Origin of the sequence: Streptomyces sp. SLBN-118 (genome assembly GCF_006715635.1) — a bacterium.
GTDB lineage: Bacteria > Actinomycetota > Actinomycetes > Streptomycetales > Streptomycetaceae > Streptomyces.
On the sequence record NZ_VFNP01000002.1, the window covers coordinates 974,507 to 996,116 of the forward strand.

At 68.9% G+C, this 21,610-nt stretch carries 13 protein-coding genes and 2 pseudogenes; 7 read left to right on the forward strand and 8 right to left on the reverse strand.

All coding sequences use genetic code 11. From position 1 onward, the window contains the following. The first annotated feature begins 18 nt into the window (after positions 1–18). Genes FBY35_RS22995 through FBY35_RS23010 form a run of 4 tightly spaced genes read left to right on the forward strand, consistent with a single transcriptional unit; the run spans position 19 to position 5,829 of the window. The gene (locus tag FBY35_RS22995; protein ID WP_222123162.1) at positions 19–1,467 is read left to right on the forward strand and encodes a site-specific integrase; all 1,449 of its coding nucleotides are present in this window, start codon (positions 19–21) and stop codon (positions 1,465–1,467) included. Next, on the forward strand, positions 1,464–3,326 hold the full coding sequence (locus FBY35_RS23000) for a hypothetical protein (RefSeq protein WP_142215887.1): 1,863 nt from the start codon (positions 1,464–1,466) through the stop codon (positions 3,324–3,326). The genes FBY35_RS22995 and FBY35_RS23000 overlap by 4 nt, the downstream gene beginning before the upstream one ends. Further along, positions 3,323–5,437, forward strand: a complete 2,115-nt coding sequence (locus tag FBY35_RS23005; RefSeq protein ID WP_142215888.1) for a hypothetical protein — start codon at positions 3,323–3,325, stop codon at positions 5,435–5,437. Before FBY35_RS23000 ends, FBY35_RS23005 begins: the two co-directional genes overlap by 4 nt. Next, the gene (locus tag FBY35_RS23010) at positions 5,404–5,829 is read left to right on the forward strand and encodes a hypothetical protein (protein WP_142215889.1); all 426 of its coding nucleotides are present in this window, start codon (positions 5,404–5,406) and stop codon (positions 5,827–5,829) included. The genes FBY35_RS23005 and FBY35_RS23010 overlap by 34 nt, the downstream gene beginning before the upstream one ends. A gap of 46 nt (positions 5,830–5,875) precedes the next feature. Here the strand turns inward: FBY35_RS23010 and FBY35_RS23015 are convergent, their stop codons facing one another. Both FBY35_RS23015 and FBY35_RS37400 read right to left on the reverse strand, forming a co-directional pair. After that, a complete protein-coding gene (locus FBY35_RS23015; protein WP_142215890.1) occupies positions 5,876–6,859 on the reverse strand; it encodes a phosphotransferase family protein in 984 nt (327 codons plus the stop codon). Positions 6,860–7,127: 268 nt separating this feature from the next. Beyond that, positions 7,128–7,256 (reverse strand): annotated as a pseudogene (locus FBY35_RS37400) (rhodanese-like domain-containing protein); the annotation flags it as partial. 26 nt (positions 7,257–7,282) lie between these two features. Here FBY35_RS37400 and FBY35_RS23025 point away from each other — a divergent pair. Further along, positions 7,283–7,441: pseudogene (locus FBY35_RS23025) on the forward strand (Lrp/AsnC ligand binding domain-containing protein); the annotation flags it as partial. Here FBY35_RS23025 and FBY35_RS23030 read toward each other — a convergent pair. From FBY35_RS23030 to FBY35_RS23040, 3 genes are read right to left on the reverse strand one after another with little or no spacing between them, the layout of a single operon-like run. Then, complete coding sequence (locus FBY35_RS23030) at positions 7,431–10,571, reverse strand: AAA family ATPase (RefSeq protein ID WP_142215891.1); 3,141 nt, start codon at positions 10,569–10,571, stop codon at positions 7,431–7,433. The pseudogene FBY35_RS23025 and the gene FBY35_RS23030 overlap by 11 nt on opposite strands. After that, on the reverse strand, positions 10,568–11,734 hold the full coding sequence (locus FBY35_RS23035; protein WP_142215892.1) for an exonuclease SbcCD subunit D: 1,167 nt from the start codon (positions 11,732–11,734) through the stop codon (positions 10,568–10,570). The genes FBY35_RS23030 and FBY35_RS23035 overlap by 4 nt, the downstream gene beginning before the upstream one ends. 42 nt (positions 11,735–11,776) lie before the next feature. Beyond that, on the reverse strand, positions 11,777–12,403 hold the full coding sequence (locus FBY35_RS23040) for a YigZ family protein (protein WP_142215893.1): 627 nt from the start codon (positions 12,401–12,403) through the stop codon (positions 11,777–11,779). Positions 12,404–12,479: 76 nt separating this feature from the next. Here FBY35_RS23040 and FBY35_RS23045 point away from each other — a divergent pair, with 76 nt between their 5' ends. Together FBY35_RS23045 and FBY35_RS23050 are read left to right on the forward strand one after the other, a co-directional pair. Further along, complete coding sequence (locus FBY35_RS23045; RefSeq protein WP_142215894.1) at positions 12,480–12,887, forward strand: CoA-binding protein; 408 nt, start codon at positions 12,480–12,482, stop codon at positions 12,885–12,887. Positions 12,888–13,031: 144 nt separating this feature from the next. Then, positions 13,032–13,895: an alpha/beta fold hydrolase gene (locus tag FBY35_RS23050; protein ID WP_260848793.1), complete on the forward strand. Its 864-nt coding sequence runs from the start codon at positions 13,032–13,034 to the stop codon at positions 13,893–13,895. A gap of 6 nt (positions 13,896–13,901) precedes the next feature. Here FBY35_RS23050 and fxsT read toward each other — a convergent pair whose 3' ends face one another. The 3 genes from fxsT to FBY35_RS23065 all read right to left on the reverse strand — a co-directional run bounded on the left by fxsT (position 13,902) and on the right by FBY35_RS23065 (position 21,584). After that, positions 13,902–17,879, reverse strand: coding sequence for an FxSxx-COOH system tetratricopeptide repeat protein (fxsT, locus tag FBY35_RS23055; protein WP_142215896.1), 3,978 nt, complete (start codon positions 17,877–17,879; stop codon positions 13,902–13,904). Next, complete coding sequence (locus FBY35_RS23060; protein ID WP_142218115.1) at positions 17,876–19,198, reverse strand: TIR-like protein FxsC; 1,323 nt, start codon at positions 19,196–19,198, stop codon at positions 17,876–17,878. The genes fxsT and FBY35_RS23060 overlap by 4 nt, the downstream gene beginning before the upstream one ends. A 106-nt stretch (positions 19,199–19,304) precedes the next feature. Continuing rightward, the gene (locus tag FBY35_RS23065) at positions 19,305–21,584 is read right to left on the reverse strand and encodes an FxsB family cyclophane-forming radical SAM/SPASM peptide maturase (RefSeq protein ID WP_142215897.1); all 2,280 of its coding nucleotides are present in this window, start codon (positions 21,582–21,584) and stop codon (positions 19,305–19,307) included. Positions 21,585–21,610 lie beyond the last annotated feature (26 nt).

Here is a 21,610-nt window from a genome sequence, read left to right on the forward strand (position 1 = left end):
CGCTACGGTCCGCGACTCATGGAAGTCTTTTTCACTCAGCGGGATCTGCTACGGGAGCCGGGCCCACGTACGGACTTGGTGGCCGTTCTGGACCGGGAGCCTGTACGCGAGGGGATGCCGTTCATCCTCGACGCGGGCGGCTCGTACGAGCTGCACCTGAACCGGTTCCTTCGGGCTCTGCCGACGCTGGGCTGCCGCTCGGCGAACAGCTGGGAGGGCTACACCCGCGATCTTGCCCTGTGGGGGCGGTTCTTGGGGGAGGTACGCGGTCGGTCGGTGTGGGATGCGGACCGGGCGGACTTCGACGCGTTCTACGCCGCGCGCCGCCTGTCGCAGCCACCTTTTCGGGTGACGGCGAAGACCTGGAACCGGGCCGCGGCGGCGCTGGACAAGTTCTACCGGTGGGCGATGGACGAGCGCCTGGTGGTGTCCGCGCCGTTCGGCTACCGCGAGATGACTGTTGCGGGGCGGGCCTCGGGGCGGCTGGTGGCGGAGGCCAAGGAGAAGGGGGCCGGTGGCACCTCGGTGAAGTTCCTGTCGCTGGAGCGCTACCGAGTCTTTCGGGATGTGGGATTGCGGGGGCTGCGGCCGGACGGCTCGGAGGACCCTGCCTGCCGGGTGCGCTGCGGGGCGAGGAACGCGGCGTTCGCCGATGTGCTGGTGACCACGGGGATGCGGCTGGAGGAGGGCGGCAGTCTGCTGCTGCCGGAGCTGGCCCGGCTGCGGCCGCTTCCGGAGGAGCGTTCGGCGCGGCTGGATCTGGCGGTGCTCACGACCAAGGGGGACAAGGGGCGGGCGGTTTGGATGCCGTTGCGGGTGCTGCGTCGGGTGACGGAGTACGCGGAGGTGGAGAGGGCGGTGTCGCTTGCCCGTGCGGCGGCTCGGGGAGGGTGGCCGGGTCGTGGGTGGATCGAGGCATGTGAGGTGGGTCCGCTGGGTGGCTGGGTGCGGGCGGCGTCCGGCCGGTGGATCTCGGTGCGGTGGGCGGACCTGGCGCCGGAGGAGCGGATGCGGCTGGTGGAGGTTGATGACGCCGGGAAACGCGTGGGGCCGCTGGCGTTGTGGCTGAGCGAGCGGGGCACGCCGGTGGCGCTGAACTCGTGGGAGTACGCGTTCACGCGGGCCTGCGCGCGCACGGCGGCGGCCGGGATGCCGGTGGAGGCATCGCCGCATACCTGCCGGCACACGTTCGCCGTCCACATGCTCACTCAGCTGGTCCGGGGGCAGATCGCGGCGATGCGGTCGGGCCAGGCGGAACTGCGGATGGGCGCCTACCAGCGGGTGATGGGGGACCCGCTGCGGATCCTGCAACGGCTGTTGGGGCATACCCACATCAGCTCGACCTACGTCTACCTGGACTCCTTGGCGGAGGCTCAGGAACTCATCGACGAGGCGGTCGTGGAGATGGCCGGGCGGCTCACGGAGGACAGCATTGACGATCTGTCGTCCCTGGTGGGTGCCTGGTGAGCGGGCTGAGGCGGCCACGCCGCGCAAACTTCGCGCTGCCGCTGGCCGAGGTCGAGCAGGCGGGCGAGGACATCTCGCCGCTGGCCTTCCGGATTCCGTTTCCCGGCCGCCCGTCGACCTTGGTGGACCTCACAGACGCGAAGTGCCCAGTGTTCGCGAGGGAGTTGGCGGCGACGATCCGGTCGATGGCACAGGTGGGGCGGCGGATCGCCTCGCGCGGCTCGGTGCAGTCATACACCCAGGTCGCGCGGAAGATGGACATGTTCTTCGCCCTGCGGGCGGGCGGGGGCGCCGCCGCCTGGACGGCCGGGCGGATCACGCCCCAGGACGTCGACGACTTCGAGACCTGGCTCTACGACACGGCGCCGACCGATCGGACGGCCTATTCGCTGCTGACGATCGCGCTGACGATGCTGCGCGAGATCCGCGACGCCCGGCCGGAGACGCTGAGCCCAACCTTGCATGATCGGCTGATGTTCGTCGGGCGTCGGCCCCGCCCATCGTTCGACAAGCGGGTGGATGCCTATTCTCCGCAGGTCGCGCAGGCCCTGCGGGAGGCATGCCGCCGCCACATCCGTGAAGCGGTACGTCGGCTGACGGTTGAGGCGGACGCCCTGGTGGCCGCAGGCGAAGATCCGTTGGTCAATGGGTGGGGTCGGCGGGCGAACGTGCTGTGGTACTTGGATCGCCACGGTCCGTTGCCCGTCCGGCAGTTGATGGCCTTCCGCACCCGCCGGGCCGGCATGGGGCCGGAGCCTTGGGAGGGCAGGCAGCGCGAGCTGCACCACGCTGTGTTCCCGACGGCGGAGGACTTGGCGGCCCTCTACCTGCTGCTGGTCCTGTCCACGGGGCTGGAGCCGGAGTGCGCGCTGGAGTTGTCCGTGGACTGCCTGAAGAACCCGACTCGCGGCTATGTCGAGATCGAGTACATCAAGCGGCGTCGACACGGCCGTGAACTGAACCGGATGCGGGTACGTGACGGAGGAGTAAGTACACCGGGCGGACTGATCCGACTGGCCCTGCGGCTGACCCGGCGGGCCCGGGTGCATGCCTGGGACGATTCAAAGTCGGCGTTGTGGATCTACTGGCAGGACCGAACCGGGAGGATCAGCGGCGGCCAGCGGCACTTCCGGCCCCGGCATGCGGCCGGCTTGTTCTGCGAGCGCTACGACCTGCGCGACGAACACGGTGACCGGTTGGCCGTCCAGCTCAAACGGCTCCGCAAGACCTACAAGGCTGAGTACTACCGGGCAACCAAGGGTCAGCTCCCCCTGCTGGCGCGCGGCCACTCGACAGAGGTGGCAGCCACCCACTACGCCGACATTCCGGCGCTTCGGCCGCTGCACGAGGCCGCGGTCGCCGACGGCCTGACACAGGCCCTTGAGGAGGCGGTCCAACTGCGGGTGATCCCGCCGCAGCGGGAGGCCGAGTTGCAGCAGGACGCCGCGGCCGCGGCGAAGCAGCTCGACGTCGGGCAGGAGGAGGCGAAGCGGCTGCTGGGCGGGGAGATGGACCTGTGGCTGTCGTCCTGCCGGGACTTCTTCAACTCCCCGTTCGGCAGTGCTGGCCAGGCCTGCCCGGTTCCCTTCTGGAGCTGCCTGAACTGCTCCAACGCAGTGATCACCTCGCGAAAGCTGCCCGCCGTCCTGGCCTACCTGGACCACCTCGAAGACCAGCGCCAGGGAATGCCCGCCGAGGCGTTCGAGCTCGTCCACGGCCGCACCCGGCAGCGGATCCTGACACAAGTCCTGCCCGCGTTCCCCGACGCGGTCCTCACCGAGGCCCGCGCGATCGCCGAAGCCACCCGCCCGCTGGAACACCTGCCGCCCCTGCTGGGCGGGATCGGAAGCCGCCAATGACTCCCACGATCATCACTGCCCCGAGCGCGGAGCCCCTTGTCTCGGCGCACGTCGCCGCTGACGCCTCGGTCCTGGCCGGCCGCCCGCTGACGGCGTGCGCCGGGCCGGGCCCGCGGTTCGCCGAGGACACCTGGAACATGGCCGCGGCCTACCATCTGCCCAACCATCACCACGGGCAGAGCACGATCCCGTTCGCCACGATCAAGGACCCCATCTGGCGGCTGACCGCGAAGGAGTACGCCTACAACCGGCTGACCGAGATCACCGAGGGGTGCAAACGGCTGCCGTCGGTGGTCACCGTCTGCCGGGAGTTCAGGGAGCTGCGCAAACTGTTCGTTTTCCTCTCCGACCGCTGTCCAGGGCTGCGACTGCGGGAGCTGACCGACGACACCGTGCTGGACGCCTTCCTGCACCACCGCGTCGAGGCCGGGAGCACCAAGCCGGAGAACTACGCACAGGAACGCGGTCGGGTGAAGTGGTTCCTGACCCTGCTCTTCCGCACCCGCAAGTCGCTCACCTTCGACCGGCTGGAGCGGCTGCCCTGGGACGGCCGGGCCTCGAAGGACATCGCGGGCCACCGCCCCCAGGAGAACACCACCCAGCGCATCCCGCCGCAGGTGCTGGCCCCCTACCTTCGAGGCGCCCTGTTCTACGTCCGCATCGCCTCGAAGGACATCCTCGCCGCCCTGGCGGAGCAAGAACGCATCCGCCAGCCCATCGAAGACGTCAAAAGCCCGACGCGGGTCCGGCTGGAGGCGTTCATCGAGCGGCGCCGCCAGGAAGGCCGGGGCATGCCTGCCCGGCCCACAGAGATCAACCTGCCCGCCAACCACCGCACCGGCAGCGACGGCGGAGTGAACCGCAAGCTCGTCGCCCAGCTCGCCCGTATCAGCTACAACTCCGTGGACCAGCCGGCGAACGTCGAGCTTCTGCGGCAGGCCGCCGCCGAACTCGGCCTGGAGGAAGGCGGCATGGACACCGAGATCAGCGTCGACGAGGAAACCGGCCGACCCTGGCGGCCGCGATTCCACTCGAAATCCCTGCTGATCGAGGTCCGCATGCTGCTGGCCGCCTGCTACGCGGTCACGGCCTATCTCTCCGGGATGCGCGACTCCGAGGCTCAGTCCCTCAAGCCTGGCTGCCACTTCACCGAGCCATCCGAAGACGGGGTGATCGAGCGCCACAAGCTCCGCGGCACGGTGTTCAAGGGCCGGCGGCCCACCGGGGATGAGGACACCTGGGTGGTCATCGAGCCGGTCGCCCAGGCGGTCGCCGTGCTGGAGAACCTCACGGACTGCGATCGGCTGTTCATCCGACACGGCTTCCGCCATAGCAGGGAGGGCATCGCCAACACCATCAACGACCTGCTCAACGCCTTCGCCGACCGAATCACCGAGGTCCGCCCGCACGACCCCATCCCACTCATCGACGGGAAGGAGTGGCGTTTCACCACCCGGCAGTTCCGTCGCACGGTCGCCTGGCACATCGCCTACCAGCCGTTCGGGGTCGTCGCGGGCAAGATTCAGTACAAGCACATGAAGGTCGCGATGTTCGAGGGATACGCCGGCAGCTCAGCCTCCGGCTTCCGCAAGGAGGTCGAGAACGAACAACACCTGGCCCGGCTGGAGCACTTCCTCGATCAGTACGAGGACTTCAAGGCCGGAGTGCGGATGCCACCCCGGCTGGCCACGGAGTTCGCCCGCGTCCGTGACGAACTCGGCGACTTCCCCGGCCATACGATCGATGCCGCACGGCTGCGGGCCATGCTCTCCAGCCCGGCCCGCACCTACTATCCGGGCGTCCTCAACGACTGCTACTTCGAGGCCTCCACCGCCCTCTGTCTCTCGCGCCGCCCGGCCACCGGCCCGGACACGGAGCCGGTGATGAACCACTGCCAGCCAGCGAAGTGCCCAAATTCCTGCGTACTACCGCAGCACCGCCCCGCGATCGACAAGGTCATCGACGACGCCCGTCAGCTCCTGACCATCCGCCGCCTGACCAGCCTGCAGAAGACCGCCCTGCACCAGCAGATCGAACAAATGCGGCGCATGCGCGACCAGACCGAGGAACCCGCCCGATGTGCGTCACCCCCGCCATCCACTCCGCCCTGATCCAGGCCATGGACCGGCTGCTGGCCGGCACTCCGCAGCGCAGCGACGGCAGCCTCACAGTCGCCACCCTGGCCCGCGAGGCAGGCATCTCCCGGGCCAGCGCCTACCGGGCGGGCGAGGCCTTGGAACTCTTCCGGCAACGCATCGACGAACACTCCAGCGGCCCAGACGTCCCAACGACCCTGCGCGAACGCATCCGCGAACTACAAGGTGAACTCCGCGAAGCGCGTCGAGCCCGACACGACGAGATCAGCGGCCTTCGCCGGTCCGTCGACACGCTCGCCCAGCACGTCCAGGCCCTCACCCTCGACAACCAACGGCTGCGGGCCGAACTCGTCCGGAAGGGCACCATTACCTCGCTTCCGACGGCCACCGCACCATCTGCCGGGTGAGTACACGGTTGACTGACCGCCGCCGGACTACGCTGATCGCGAGTTCTCAGCCGTACTGGCTGAAGAGCGCTTGGAGGTATTCCTCCAAGCGCTGGGCGAGCACGAGCGGCGTCAGGTCCGCCCTCCCGAGTTCACGCCACGGCTCGGCTACCTTCTCTGCGTCGGGCGCAAAGGCCAAGGCATCCAGCACGCGCCAGTACAGGTGATCAGCCGGGTCATCGCTGAGCGTTCCACCGGCTGCGATGTAGTGATCCGCCAGCCGCACGCCGACATGCACTCCGTGCAGCAGAGCAAGGGCGGTGGAGCAGTGGGCCACATCCAGGTCAGCGGGTCCCCAGGACGTCTCCACCCAGTCCACGACACCCGTGATCGCCAGATCGGCTCCTTCTCCTGAGAAGAGCACGTTCCCCGGGTGGAAGTCGCGGTGCAGGAAACAAGGTTGGTAGGCGGGCGGCGGACGGCGGATCACATCCACGGCACGCTGCCACACATCCGGCTGTTTCGGTTGCTTGGGAACCTGCACTCGCTCTGGGCTGGTCCAAGCCTGATAGGTGCGCGGCCGAACTTCTTCTGGCACGACCAACCTGTGAATCGCTACCAACTGCCGGGCTAGGAGTTCGGTCTTTCGCTCGATGTCCTCCCCGTCCAGCCTGACGCTCCCTGACAGCAACGACATCAGTAGCGACGGATGGTCACAGTGCTCGGCTGCGGCATCAACACCACGAAGAGAAGCGGCTGGCACGTTCGTATCCGCGAGCAGACGAAGGATGTCCGCTTCCCGCGTGAGCAGTCCCAGTGCGTGCTTCACGAAGAACGGCTTGACGAAGGACCGAAGGACGACGGAGTACGGCCCACCCTCTCCCTCAACATCGAGACGGCGCATCTGTGATGTCCAGCCCCCTCGCAGCGTTGCCACTGCACGGATCCGGTCTCCGGGGCACAAGCTCCGCTCCACCCACAGGCGGGTGTTGGACCAGCCAAGGTCGTCGATGTCAGCCTCGACAACCGCCGTGCTCTCGCCTTCAGCCATGGCAGCAGCCTAATGATCAGGAAGGTGCAGCCCGAGGCGAACCTCCAAAAGCAGCCACCTACAAAGTCCACACATGCACCATCGACGACCAGGCTGAACAGACCCTCCATCACTGCCGGGCCGAGAAGTGCCCCCGCCGGCTGTCTCTCCGTCACTTCCACTATCGGACGGCGCCTCCGGGCGGAGACAACGTGCTCGATCGAGTGAATCTCCCCCGCACGTCCACAGAGACAGATTCGCTGGTGAGACAGGTATCTGCCCGGATAACGGTGTCGAGGACGACGAATCCGGGGTCGCCTCCGGCCGCGAGTGCCGAGGCGACATCGGAGACATCGGCGTGGAAGGCGAGGCTCGCTCCGAAGTACGCGGCAGCAGCGGCGGGCAAGGCCACGGGCACGCGGAGGACGGCATTCGCAGTGTTCGGCGTCGCATGTCACCGGCGACGACTGCTTCGTCCTCAAGGTCGCGACGCGCTCGATGACCCATCTCGAGGAAGTCTCCGGAAAGATCGGCGCGCTGGGGTCGGTCACCACCAGCGTCGTCCACTCCTCGCCACTGCCCCGGCGCGCGATCAGCCGCTGAGCGGTGCCGAGCGGAGCAGCGCGACAGAGCCCCGCCGCTCCTTGACGATCTCCAGTTGGACAGGGATCCGGCGGCGCAGATCGGCGACATGACTGACGATGCCGACGCTGCGGTCCCGTTCGCGCAGCGAGTCGAGGACGTCGAGCACCTCGTCCAGGGTCTGCTCGTCCAGGCTGCCGAACCCCTCGTCGATGAAGAGGGTGTCAAGCCGTACGCCCCCGGCCTCGTCCGTGACGACATCGGCGAGGCCGAGCGCCAGGGCGAGTGAGGCGAAGAAGGTCTCGCCGCCGGAGAGCGTCGCGGTGTCGCGTTCGCTTCCGGTCCAGGCGTCGACGACATGCAGACCGAGCCCGGAGCGCTTGCCGCCGGACCGGGTGTCGCTGTGCACCAGGGTGTAGCGGCCTGACGACATGCGCTGCAGCCGTACGGTCGCCGCGGCCGCGACCTGTTCCAGGCGGGCCGCGAGCACGTACGACTCCAGGCGCATCTTGCGTTCGTTGTCGGCGGATGTGCCGGCGGTGAGAGCGGCGAGCCGGGCAACCCGGTCGTACCCCTCGCGCAGCGGGCCCAGCCGGAGTACTTCCGCCGCGGCCTGGCGCGACAGCTTCGCCAGCTCTGAGCACCGCTCGCGGGCGGCGGCGAGCAGGGAAGCGGCATCGCGAAGTGCCCGCTCGGCATTGTCGTGGGCGGCTCGGACGGCTTCCGGGTCGGCGGGCGGATGCTCCGCGGCTCTGCGGGTGTCCGCCTCGGCCAGCCGGTCGGCGACGGCGGCCGCCTCAGTCTGCCAGGCGTCGATGCGGTGCTGCAGGTCGCGCTGCTCAGCGGCTGAAAGCAGAGCGGCCGCGGCGGCGCGCGGCGTGTCGAACCCGGCCCGGAACGCGGCGTCGGCCAGCCGGTCGTCGGCCTCCTTCAGCCGCTGCGCGGTGAGGTCGAAGGACCGTACGGCGTCGGCGGCACCGGCGAGCAGGCGCACTCTGCGCTCCAGCAGCGCGGCATGCTCGGCGACGCTGCCCGCGTCACCCCGGGCCCGGGCCACCTCGCTTTCCAGGGCGGCCTGTTCCCGGTCGAGTCCTTCGCGCTGCGAGGTCCGCGCCGCGACGCGCCGCTCGGCCTGCTGCTGTACGGCGAGGCGCTTCTCGTGCTCGCGCTCGGCGCGGTCGAGCGCCTCACGCGCGTCGTGCATACCGGAGGCGACGTGGTGCGCGTGACGGTGCTCGCGCTCCAACTCCTCGACGAGAGCGAACAGTTCGGCGGCACCAGGGTCCGTGCCGGTGCCGTCCGACGCATCACCCGGCCGACCAGCCGCGGCATCAGTCCCCGTACCCGCGGTCACCGGCTCCCCACCATGCACCGCGGGGCCCGGATCCCCGACCGGCTGTGAGCCCGGGGACTGTGTGCGCGCCTCGTCCCGCGCAGTCGTGAATGCCTCGCGCACTACCGCCAGTTCACGTTCTGTGTCTGTCTTGTCCGCGTCCGCGCGTGTGTAGTCCCGGTACGCCGTGTCCTCGGCCGCGCGGTCGACGTGCTCCGCGCCCGCCCGCGCCGGGGCCGGATGCTCGGCCGAGCCACAGACCGCGCAGGGTGCGCCGGGGACCAGACCTGTGGCCAACTCCGCCGCGATGCCCCGCAGTCGGCGTTCCTTCAGGTCGAGCCAGCTCTCGCGGGCGGCGCTCGCGCGCTCGCGAGCCGTACGCAGCCGCTCCTCCATCTGTGCTGTGCGTGCCGCCAGTTCGTCCCGTTCACGGGCCGCCCGGGCCCTGCGGCGCGCGGGGTCGATCTTCCCCGCAAGGTGTTCCGCGCGCGTCGCCGCCTCCTGCGCAGCCGCGATCCGTTCCTGGTAGGTCCGCCGGACCGTGTCCCAGTCCGCCAGCCAGCTCGCCGCGTCCTGAAGAAGGTCCTCGTCCGCCCGGGCCTGACGGTCGAGGTCCGCCCGCTCGCCGGTGAGCTCCGCGCTGCGCCGCTCCGCGCGGCGGGCCGCTTCCAGGCCGCCCAGTTCCTGGCGCAACTTCCGCTCCAGGGCCGTCAGCTGATCCGCGCCCGCGTCCCTGAGCTCAGGCGGCAGCCCGGCGCGCGCCCGGTCACGGTCGCCATGCGCGGCGCCGTGCTCCCGCTCGGCGTCGTCCCGCAGTCTCAGGGCGGGCTCCACGAGCTCCGCCTTGCGGGCCCGCTCCAGTGTGGCCCGGAGGTGGTCCCGCTCGGGACGCCGCGATTCCAGGGCTTCGCCCCGCGCTCGTGCGTCCTCGTATCTCGACTGCAGCCTGGCCAGTTCGTGCTCGGCGTCCAGGGCGTGGCGAGCAGCCGCCTGCCGGCTTTCCGCCGCGGCCAGGGCGCAGTGGGCGATGTCCAGCCCCTCTCGGGCACCCGAGCGGGCGACGGCCGCCCACTCCAGGGCGGCCGTGGCGAGTCCGGGATCCCCCGGCTGCTGCCGCGGGGGCGGCCAGTCCCCCGCCGCCGTGCCCGCGGCCTGCTCCATGCGGTGGGCGATCGCGAGGAGGCGTTCGTCACCGGCTCTCACCTGTTGTTCGGCGGCGCGCCGCCGGTCCGCCAGGCGCTCCTCGACCGCGGCGAAGCGGCGTGTGTCGAAGAGCCGCCCGAGCAGCTTGCCGCGCGCCTCCGCGTCGGCGCGCAGGAAGCGGGCGAAGTCCCCCTGCGGCAACAGCACCACCTGGCAGAACTGGTCGCGGCTCATCCCCAGAAGCTGCGCGATCTCCTCACCGATCTCCTGGTGGGAGCGGCTCAGCGCCTTCCACGCGCCTTCCTGGGCGTCGTATTCGCGCAGCCAGCTCTGGGCCCGTTCGGTCGTGAACCCTTGTCCGTTCTTCTTGGGGCGCAGCTGGGCAGGCCGTCGCCGGATCTCCAACCGCCGTCCCCCCACGGTCAGTTCGAGGCAGACCTCGGTAAAGGTCCCCGCCGCCGCGTGGTCGCTGCGCAGCGAGGCGCCGGGAGACTGCCGCGCGCCGGGCACCGCCCCGTACAGGGCGAAGCACACGGCGTCGAGGACGGACGTCTTGCCCGCTCCGGTCGGGCCGTGCAGGAGAAAGATCCCGGCCTCGCAGAGCGCGTCGAAGTCGACTTCCTGGGCGGCTGCGAAGGGGCCGAAGGCGGTGAGGCTCAGCCTGTGCAGTCTCACCCGGCCACCTCGCGTACGCCGCCGTCCACCCGTACGTCGTCGAAGGCGCCGCGCAGGACGGTGCGTTCCGGACCGTCCGGCCCGCTGCCGCCCCGCACATGGGCCACGAAGTCCTCGGCGATCTGCTGGTCGTCGCGTCCCTTCAGCCTCTGTGCGTACGAGACGATCTCGTCCACGTCGGACCGCTCGGGCTCGAAGACCAGGCTGAGGGTGTACGGGAACCGCTCGGCCAGGCGCGCCATCGGCTCGGCCGGGCGGACGGCGTCGGTGAGGGTGGCCTCCACGAACGACTCCTCGTGAGCTGCGAGCGCCGGGTCATCGAGCAGTTCTTCGAGCGGTCCGCGCAGCCGGGCGAGCGGCCGCGGCACGGGACAGTCGATGCGTTCGGCCTCGATCTCACCGTGCGCGCCGAGGTCGATGAGCCACATCGTCTTGCGGTGGTTGGTCTCCGAGAAGGAGTAGGCCAGCGGTGAGCCGCAGTAGCGCACCCGCTCGGTGATGGTCTGGCAGCCGTGCAGATGACCGAGGGCGGCATAGTCGACGCCGTCGAAGACCCCGGCGGGCACCGCGCAGACGCCTCCGACGGTGATGTCCCGCTCGCTGTCGCTCTCCTGACCGCCCGCCACGAAGGCGTGGGCGAGGACGACGGATCTGGTCCCCTGCTCCCGGGTCGCGAGGTCGGCGCGCACCCGCTCCATCGCCGCGCCGATGACGGGCTCATGTCCCGCCTTCTCGGTCCTGAACTCGTCCTTCACCAGGGCGGGTTCGAGATACGGCAGTCCATAGAAAGCCACCTGGCCGTGCGGGTCCTCCAACAGCACCGGTGTGGCGCATCCGGCCGGATCGGTCCGCAGATGGATCCCGGCGCGCTCGATCAGCCCCGACCCGACACCGAGGCGGCGCGCCGAGTCATGGTTCCCGGAGATCATCACGGTGGGCACACCGGCGGCGGCGAGCTGGTGCAGCACCCGGTCGAACAGCTCGACGGCGGCGAGCGGCGGCACCGCCCGGTCGTACACATCTCCCGCGACCAGCACCGCGTCCGCATCGCGATCGCGGACCGTCGCCACCAGGTGGTCGAGGAACGCGGCCTGGGCGTCGAGCATGTTCACCCGGTGGAACGAGCGTCCCAGGTGCCAGTCCGACGTATGCAGGAATCTCATGATCCCCGAGCGTATCGGTGGGGTCTGACATCACGGGCGGCTTCAGGCGTCTCCATACGCCTCGCCCCCCAGCTCCAGTCCTGCCGTCCCCGCCGTGGCGTCGGCCAGCCAGCCGCGGAAGGCGTCCACATCGGCGTCCGGCAGCCCGATCTCGATCGTCACCGCATCCCCGTACCGCACCTCGCGCACGGTGCGACCGGTCGCCCGCAGATCGTTCTCCAGCTTGCCCGCCCGCTGGTGGTCGACGGTGACGGTGGCCAGCCGGAAGCGCAGCCGGGTGATGGTGCCGAGCTCGTCCAGGGCCTCGCCGACGACTCCGCCGTACGCCCTGATCAGCCCGCCCGCGCCGAGTTTCACGCCGCCGTAGTACCGGGTCACGACGGCCACGGCATATCGAACATCGCGCCGCATCAGCATCTGCAGCATGGGCACACCCGCCGTGCCGCCGGGCTCGCCGTCGTCGCTCGCCTTCTGTACGGAGGCATCGGCGCCGATGACATACGCGAAGCAGTTGTGTGTGGCGGTCGGGTGCTCCCTGCGGATGCGTGCGACGAAGGCCTGCGCCTCCTCCTCGGTCGCGGCGGGCGCGAGCGCGCAGATGAAGCGCGATCTGTTGATCTCGGTCTCGTGCACGCCCTCGCGGGCGACCGTCCGGTACTGCTCCTGCATCCGGCCACCCTATGCGCCTGCCCAGGACAAGAACGCGGAGGGGAATGCTCCGCGCGGGCCGCCCGTTGTCGGGTGCATGGACGCAGACACAGAGACGATTCGCAGGATCCTCACCTCCACGGGCGACACCTGGGCGGTGGTCGGCCTGTCGAGCAACCGGTCACGGGCGGCGTACGGGGTCGCCGACGTCCTGCAGCGCTACGGCAAGCGCATCGTCCCGGTGCACCCCAAGGCGGAGACGGTCCACGGCGAGGAGGGGTACGCGACGCTCGCGGACATTCCCTTCGACGTCGACGTGGTCGACGTCTTCGTCAATTCGACCCTCGCGGGTCAGGTCGCGGACGAGGCGGCGGCGATCGGCGCGAAGGCGGTCTGGTTCCAGCTGGGCGTGATCGACGAGGACGCCTATGAGCGCACCCGGGCGAGCGGCCTGGACATGGTGATGGACCGCTGCCCGGCGATCGAGATCCCCCGGCTGGGCTAGGGGGTGTCTTCCGGATCAGGCCGGATCAGCGAGCGGGGTCTGGTGCGTGCAGTTCCGCGAGCGGACTCGGGTTGTTCGGGTATGTACCACGTCCCCGGCAGGCGCCCATACTTGCGCGTACCGACCACACGGGGGAGGCACCAGTTGGGGCAGCTGATTCGCACCCGGGACGGCCGGACTCTTGCCGTGGAGCACCAGGGGAATCCACACGGCAGGCCGGTCTTTCTCTTGCACGGCACCCCGGGAAGCCGGCTGGGACAGGCTCCGCGCAGCGGACTGCTGTACCGGATGGGGGTGCATCTGATCACCTTCGACCGGCCCGGGTACGGCGGGTCGGACCGATTACCGGGGCGGCGGGTCGCCAATGCCGCGAACGATGTCGAGACGATCGCCGACGAGCTGGGGCTCGACGAGTTCGCCGTCGTGGGGCGCTCCGGCGGAGCGCCGCATGCGCTGGCCTGTGCGGCTCTGCTGCCCAAGCGCGCGACGCGGACGGCTGCGCTCGTCGGGCTGGCCCCTCGGGATGCCCAGGGCCTCGACTGGTTCGAGGGCATGACCGAGTCCAACGTCCGGGAGTACATCAACGCGGCAGCCGGCCTTGGGCAGCTGGCCGCAGCACTGCGCTTCCGCGCGACAGCGATCCGGGCGGACCCGGCGGGCTGGGTCGCCGACATGCTCCGCCTGCTGCCGGAGTCCGACCGCGGGATCGTCGCCGATGTCGGAATTCAGTCCATGCTGGTACGCAACTTCAAGGAAGCGTTGCGCAGTTCGGCCGACGGCTGGGTCGACGACATCATGGCGTTCAGCACGGACTGGGAGTTCCGCCCCGAGGACATCAGAGCGCAAGTCCTGCTCTGGCACGGCGAGGACGATGTGTTCGCCCCCGTGCAGCACACGCGGTGGCTGGCCGAGCGGATTCCCGGCGCGCAGCTGGCGGTGAAGCGCGGGGCGGCTCACTTCGGTGCGCTGCAGGTCCTCACGCGTATCTTGAGCTGGGCCACCTCCTGAGCGACCTCAGACCGGCTGTGGTTCGAGGTCGCGGTTGACGCGCCGCCAGGCGAGTGCCGCCTCGGTGATGGGATGCTTCACGCCCAGTTGTTTGGTGGCGGATGCGAGGGTCTCCGTACGTAGGTGCTGAGCCGCTTCTTCTTTGCCTGCCGAACGCAGTGTGATGGCGAGATTGGTCCGGCAGGCCAGCACATCCGGGTGCGTCGGCTCGTACCGCTCCAACAGCCCGTCCAGCGCGGCTCGTTCCCAGTGCTCGGCCTTGTCGTGCTGCCCCAGGTCACCGTAGGAGTTGGCGAGATTGATCGCTGCGCACAGCGTGAAGGGATGGCGTGCGCCCAGCGCCCTCTCCAGCGCCGTACGGATCCCTTCGCCGGCTTCTGCCGCCTGAGCCGCGGCGTCGAGACCCCGCTGGTAGATGGTCACGTTGTTGCGGCAGGCCAGGGTGAAGGGATGGTCGTTGCCCAGCGTCTCGCGGTACCCGTCCAGGATTTGCAGGGCGAGATCCAGCGCCGCCTGTTTGTCTCCGACCGCCGAGTAGTCGGCGGCCAGGTTGAGCCCGCAAGCGAGAGCGTCGGGCACCTTGGGGCCGTACCGCCCCCGGTAGCGCTTGTACGTCTCCTCCGAGATGCGTTTCGCCTCGTGCGGTTCACCGGCCTTGCGCAGCGAGACCGCAAGGGACTTGGCGGTGCGCAGAACTTCCGGCACATCGGTGTTGAGTACGCGCTCGAACGCGGCCACGACCTCGCGCAGGACCTGTACGGAGGACCGGTACTCGCCGGTTTCCCGCAGGTCACGCGCGAGGTGACCCTTGGTCGTCAGGGTGAACGGATGGTCTTCTCCGAGCACTTCGCTGCGGCGCTCCACCGTCTTCTCGTCCAGCCTCCGCGCTCTGTCGCTGTAGCCGGTGAGCCGGTAGTCGATCGCGAGGTTGTTGGCCGCCATCAGAGTCCGTGGATGCTTCTCGCCGAATATCTGGCGGAATCCGTGATAGATCCGCCTGTCCCGCTCCAGCGCCTCGTCGAACCTCCCCAGGCCTCGCAGATCGGCGGCCAGGCTGCCGGTGGTGATCAGAATGCTGGGATGGTCGTCGTTCGGGTGGTCCTCGTGGAACACCTGGATCTGGCGGGCCAGGGTGTCCTCGTCCATGGCGTGGGCCTCGTGGTACTTCCCTTGTGCGCGCAGGGCGTTGGCCAGCTCGAAGCGCATGTTCAGGGTCTGGAGGTCGTTCTCGCCCAGCTCACGGGACCAGGTCTCGTTCAGCTGCGATCCCAGGACCCGCGCGGCCTCGAGTTCACCGCGCTTGAGCAGATAGCGGACTCGGTCGACCATCAGCTGCCGTACGTTCTCCTCGTCGCAGTCCGCGATGCCCGACGGATCGAGGTGGGGCCAGATCAGTTCGAAACTCGGCCAGCTCTTGGGGTCGTTGACGGGATTGTCCCTGTCCGCCCGCTCCGTCGGCCGGGCCTCGGCGAGAACGCGATGCACTTCGTGCTTCGCCCTTTCCTGTTCCTCCGGCGAGAGCCCGGCCCGGACCGCTGCCTGTACCAGACGGTGGATCTGGATTCTGCTGTCCTCCGGGTCATGGTCCACCTTGGCCAGTGCGAACCGGTTCAGGGTCTCGATGACCTTGCCCAGCATGTAACTGTCCCGCAGGTCGGGGTCGTAGGGCAGAAGCGACTGACGCATCGAGTCGCTCCAGATCAGCTGCGTCGAGATCGGCTCCGCGGAGAAGAACGAGCACAGCTCCAGCAGCCGTACCGCTGCCCTGGACTCCTCCCGCAGCCGCGCGATCGAGATGTTCCAGGTCGCGCCGATCCGCAGGGAGTAGTCCTCGGGCTTGCCGAGGGAGAGGACCTTGGTGCTCTGCTCTTTCAGCTGCTCCACATACGAGTCCACCGGAGTGGCCGTCTCGGCGAGCCAGGCAGCCGCCACCTCCACCGCCAGGGGGAGGTCACCAACGGCTTCGGCGACCCGGCCGGCATCCCGGGAGGCCAGTTTCGACACCCGGCGGCACAGGTGCTCGACACTCTCCGGGCGTGTGAAGACCTCGACTTCCATCGGTTCCAGCCGTGTCGATCGCGGCTTGTTGCGGCAGGTGGCCAGGACATGGCCGTAGATGCCGGGGGACACCGGGCCGGTCTCCTCGGGGAGCAGCTTCAGCGCCCCGTCGAGATCCTCCACATTGTCGAAGATCAATAACCAGCGGGAGTACGGTTCGCCCCTGCGCAGTGCCTGTACCGCGGCCTCGGCCGCCTCGGCGACCACGTCACCGGCCCTGAGGCCGAGCTCCGCGGCCAGCTCCGCAAGGGAGGACACCACACGATCGGGCTGTTCGGCCTCCACCCACCACACCAGGTCGTAATCGGCCCGGAACCGGTGGGCGTACTCACGGGCCACTTGCGTTTTCCCAACGCCCCCAAGTCCGTAGAGGACTTGGGGGAAGCGCTGGCCGGAGCGGGTGTCGCCGCGCAGCTGGTCGCGCAGTCGGTCGAGGACGGAGGCACGGCCGGTGAACCAGGAGTGGCGGGGCCGCAGATTCCAGACCTTGGGTACGGACCCCGGGTAGCGCACTCCGGCCGCCACCGGCCTGGACCCGGCGGCTCGTTCCCCCCGGTCCAGCGCGGACAGCAGCGCGGTCGCCGCATCCTCCTCGTCGAGCCGCACCAGGTCGATGCCCCGGATGCTGATGGGCAGATTGCGGCGTACCTCACCGACGCGGACCGGGACCAACTGGCGGCGGCCGGCGGAGGAATCGAGACTTGTGGAGGACTCCCAGAGACTCCCGTCCGGCTGAGCGTCGAGAAAGGCCTGCGAGACCACGGCGACCACGGTGTATGCCCCGGTGGACCCGAATTCCGCTTCGACGTCCGCGACCCGTCCCGAACGGATGTCCACCGGCACCACGTTGAATCCGCTGCGGCTCAGGACCGATGCGAGCCAGTCGGCCCACAGCCGGTCCTCGGCCACATGGGGCAGCACCACATTGGACTGCGGAACAGGTGGTCGCCGCGTATAGGACTTCACATGGGCGCGCCGTTCCCCCTCGTCGATCGGTGGCAGCGTACTCACCAGCCCATCGGTGAGCACTGAGGTGAGCCGCTCGCAGGCGGTGAGCATCGAACTTGAAATGTTCGGGGCGTCACCGAAGGTCGCGAGGATTTCCTCGTACGCGTAGAACGGCCGGTAGGGAACCTCGACCGATCCCCAGTAATTGGCGAGTTCGTCCCTGCTCAGGCCGGCAGGAAGTCCGGGGAAGCTCTCCCTGGCCAGTGCGCGTCCGGCGTCGGCCTTCTCCTTCTCGCCGTCGTCTATCCGCATCGGAACCGGCAGAATGCGGATGTGCTTGTCGTGGTACCGCTCTGCGATGTCGCGGGCCACTTCTGATGCGCCGTTGATGCTCTGGTCGCTCAGGGTGAAACAGACCACCAGGACCTGCGGCATCTGGACCGTGCAGATATCCGCTATGTCGCTGAGTCCGGTCCTGCTGTCGATCAAGGTGTAGTCGTAGTGACGGCGCATGTCCGCACGCATCGCATCGAAGAACTGACCACCTCCGAAACGCTCGTAGAAGTCGTCCCAGTCCATTCTTCCAACGGTCGCCGAATAATCGCGATTGCGCCGCCCTGCGGAGAGGAAGTCCAGGCTGCCGCCCTGCGGAAAGGCCCAGTCGAGGGAGGTCGCGTGCGGCCTGACCCGCGCGTACTCACGGTGCCAGTCGGGTTCGCGCTGCGCGGGCCGCCGTGCCTCCTCCTGGTACTCGGTGATCAGATTGATCAGCCCGGGAGTGGCTTCCAGGACGGGGAGATCGAGAAACGGGTGGAAGAAGCGGTGCAGGCCCGGTGCTTCCAGGTCCCAGTCGACGGCCAGTACCCGGTAGCCGTTCGCCGCGAGGATCCAGGCGACGTTGGCCAGCGCCATGGTGCGCCCCGTGCCGCCCTTGTACGAGTAGAAGGTGACGATGGTGCCTTCGCGATTCGCTGTCATGGCGACTCCTCCCCCTTGTCGGCGTTGCCTTGTGACTGCTCCGTCTCACGAGCGGTGCTTGCGGGAACTGCCGCTCCGTAGCCGATGCCGGACGGAAGCACCCGTGGGATCGGAGCGCTGGGCCCCTGCGGCGGATAGGTCCTCGCATGGGCCGCGTAATGCCTCTCCGCCGACTTCACGGCGCCCGGCAGCTCCTGACTGAACGCCTCCAGTGTGGGCAGTCCACCACTCGACGACCGATGCCCGCCACTCGCTTCCGGCCGCGGAGCCAGAGACTCTTCCGTGGCCGCACTCAACTCCTCCTCCCGCTGGCGCGAATCGGGGTCCTCCCGATTCCAGGGGATCATGATGCTGATCCACGGCCGGTCCTCGGCGCACAGACGCCGCACCAGCTCCCTGTGGTGCGGCGCGTCGAGGGCCCAGCGGTCCAGCAGCAGCAGGCCCGGCGCCCGTGGCGGCCCCGGAGCCAGGAGGCGCTCCGCCTCGGTCTCGAAATCCCCCACGCTCACCCGGTAATCCAGGTTTCTGACGAGATCGACGGCGTGGTCGGCGATCGGCCTGGAGGATTTGGGATGGTACGGATTCCAGTCGCGCGGGTGGGTGCCGTAGCAGTCGGAGCCGCGGTCCTGCGGAAGGCTGGAGCGGGAACAGGCGAGGACCGACACCTCCATCTCCCGTGGACGGCCGGGAGGTCCGAACGCGCTGGGCATCGACCCGTAGTCCTGGCGGGGATCGCCCTCGGACATCTGTGTCTGCTCCGCCACGCTCACGATGCGCTTCGCGAGGAGATAGACCGCGCGCTCGTACTGGTCCCGTAAGTATCTGAGCTTGATCAGCCCGTAGAAGCCCTCGTCCGCATAATCCTCCCCGAAGGTCGCATGATTGAACTGCAACCGCTCGGCCGGATGCGGCAGTTGCCTCGCCGGCACCGGAACCCACAAGGCCGGAACGATCCCCGTCACCGGGCTGCTGTTGCTGCGTGCCTGATGGTGGGCCGCGCGTTTGGAGAAAACAAACCATTCACGGCCGCACTGTTCACTCAGGAAGTAGCGCGGCGAATACAGCGGCACAAAGACCCTGCAGTACGCCAGGGCCTCCGACAGCCGCTCCTGCCAGCCTTCCCCGGGCTGCATCTGCTGATCGAGGAACCCGGCCGAGGCCCCGGCCGGAAGCGAGGTGAGCTGGCGTACGTGGTCGCACAGATCACTGTGCAGCCTCTTCACCCAGATGTTCGGGTCTTTGTCCTTCGGATGATTCTTCGGCGTGTGTGCATAGCTGAGGAAGAAGTATGGCTCTGATCCATCTCCCCCCGCCCCCATGGCTCCAAGCAACGACGTCTCCCCCGGTCCATGTCGATGGATCCCTCAGTGTAGAAACGCCAATTACTCAGCGGAACAGCGCGAACACGCCTGGCCGCGTTTCCCTTCAGTCCATCGAGTGGAGCCTGTCGGCCATCCCCGAGACAAATCGCTCACCGAGCGGCGTCAGCGCGCCTGATCCGGCCAGCTCCTCGATCGCCTTGGCTGCCTGTTGCCGCCGGTCGGCGCCCTGTGCCTGGGCCGTGCGTGCGGACTTGCCGTCCGCAGTGCGCCCCCGCACGCGCCAGAAGTCCGCCACTGCGAGCAGTGCGTACGCCTCCTGCATCAGGCCGACGAGCGGCCCTGGGCAGAGATCGTGACGGTCCAGTACCGCCCCCAGCTTCATCCGCTGGAATTCACGGATGATCAGCAGTGCCAGCCGGTCCGGCGCGCCGGGCCTGACCGACCCCACCGCCCCGAATGCTTCCCTGGACGCGGCGCCGACATCGCCGCCGTCCGGAGAGTGAAGCGGCGTGATGACCGGCAGTCCGGCCGCCAAACCCGCTCCGAACAAGGGAAGTTGACGCTGAATCAACGACCAGGCGCCGGTCAGGTCCTCCGCCCACAGCTTCGCCTCGGCGACGGACAGGCGCTGAGCCACGGGACACTCATAAACGTCTCGCAGTGGGTCGGTGTCCTCCAACGCCACGGTCCAGCCCGGAAGTTCGACCAGCCGCACGGGCCGCCAGTGCGGAGTGAGTCCGTCCACCCCCTCCTCCCAGGCGATCCGCAGCATCCGGCCCGCAGCCCGTAAGGAAAAGCCCTCAACGTCCATGGCCACCTCCGCGTGGCCGGATTCGTGTCCGAGGGTCACCGCACCGATGCCTGGCAGCCGCAGCAGTCCGTCGCTGACCGGGACGACAACCGAGACGTCGCTCCGCGCCCTCATCGCACTGGCCGCCGCGAGCTCGGCGAGACCTGCCGCGATGGTCCCCGAACCCCAGCCCTTCAGGATGCGCAGGGCCCATGGACGCGTATACGGATGAGCCAGCACCGCATCCACCGCATGCGGGGCATCCTGATCCAGCTGCCTCAGCAGCTGCCATGCCGCCGCAGCAGCCTTGTCGCCGGCCGGGGCACGTTCGCCCACGGCGGCCAGCAGTTCGCGGTTGAGGCCGAGTTGGGCGGCCACCAGGCGCCCCACGATTTCCGCGCTGCCGAATCCCGTGGCCAGTTCGTCGAGGTCCGCGGCTTCCCCTGAACCCAGGGGCCCCGCAGGCTGCCGCGCCGCGGCGGCTTCCCTGTCGCGGATGCCCGTGATCAGTGCCATCAGATCCGGGCAGAAGACGGAGGGATTGTCGAAGCCGCTTCCGGTCCGGTAGCGGTGGGCATAGAGGCCACCCCCGCAGGAGGTGACCACTGGGCAGGCTCGGCACTGATCGCTCAGCTGCTCGACTCCCAGCTGGCGGGCAAGCAGTCCTGGATGTTCCAGCACCTCGTCCACGGAGTTCGCGAAGACGTCCATGCCGGTGACAGGTGCGCCGTCATAGGCCGTTTTGAGGCTGTCGGCCTGTTCGAAGGTGCCGTCGGTCTCGATGACCACAAGATCCGCGGGTGCCAGTCCCAGCGACTCGGTCAGGCTGCTCTCACCGCGCAGCGTGCGCAGTACGGAGTCGAAGATCCGCACGGGGACCGGCCGCCCGGAACCGTCCCAGCGCCGGTAGACGGCATCGAGCCAGTCCGCGTAGGGCGTCGCCGACGCCCCCGGCCGCGGGGGCGGTACGTCCCAGGTCGCATGGGGCAGAAGGAAGTCGATGCGCGGCGGGCGCAGGGCGACGAGGGCGTCGTAGACCGCCAGCGGGTCGTTCTCGACATCGATCGTGCACAGAAGTCCCGCGAACAGCCTCCGATACGTGGGCCGGTTGAGGAGATCCACTGCACGCAGCACCTGCGGATGGCTGCTGCGGCCGTCGGCATAGCGCCGATGGCGGTCGTTTGATGCCTTGTCACCGTCGAGCGATACGCCGACTTTGATGTCCAGCTCGGCGAAGAGATCACAGAAGCGCTCGTTGAGGAGCACTCCGTTGGTGTGAATGCGCAGATCGAGGGCGCACACACCGTCCAGGGCGCTGTACAGCTCCTCGGCGGCCTTCCTTAATCGGATGGGCCCGGCCAGCAGGGGCTCACCGCCGTGCAGCACGACCTGGACCAGTGAAAGCCTGTGGGCCCGGGCATGCTCGGCGATGCGTGCCGCCGTCTTCTCCATGGCCTTCTCGGGCATTGCCCTGGGCCGGCCGCGCCAGCTCGAGTCCGCGTGCTCGTAGACATAGCAATGATCACACGCGAGATCACAACGGCTATGCACCTTGAGCACGAACTGGCTCAACGACGGGAGTGGCCGGTCCACGGCTCTGCTCCGTTCAGTCACTCAGA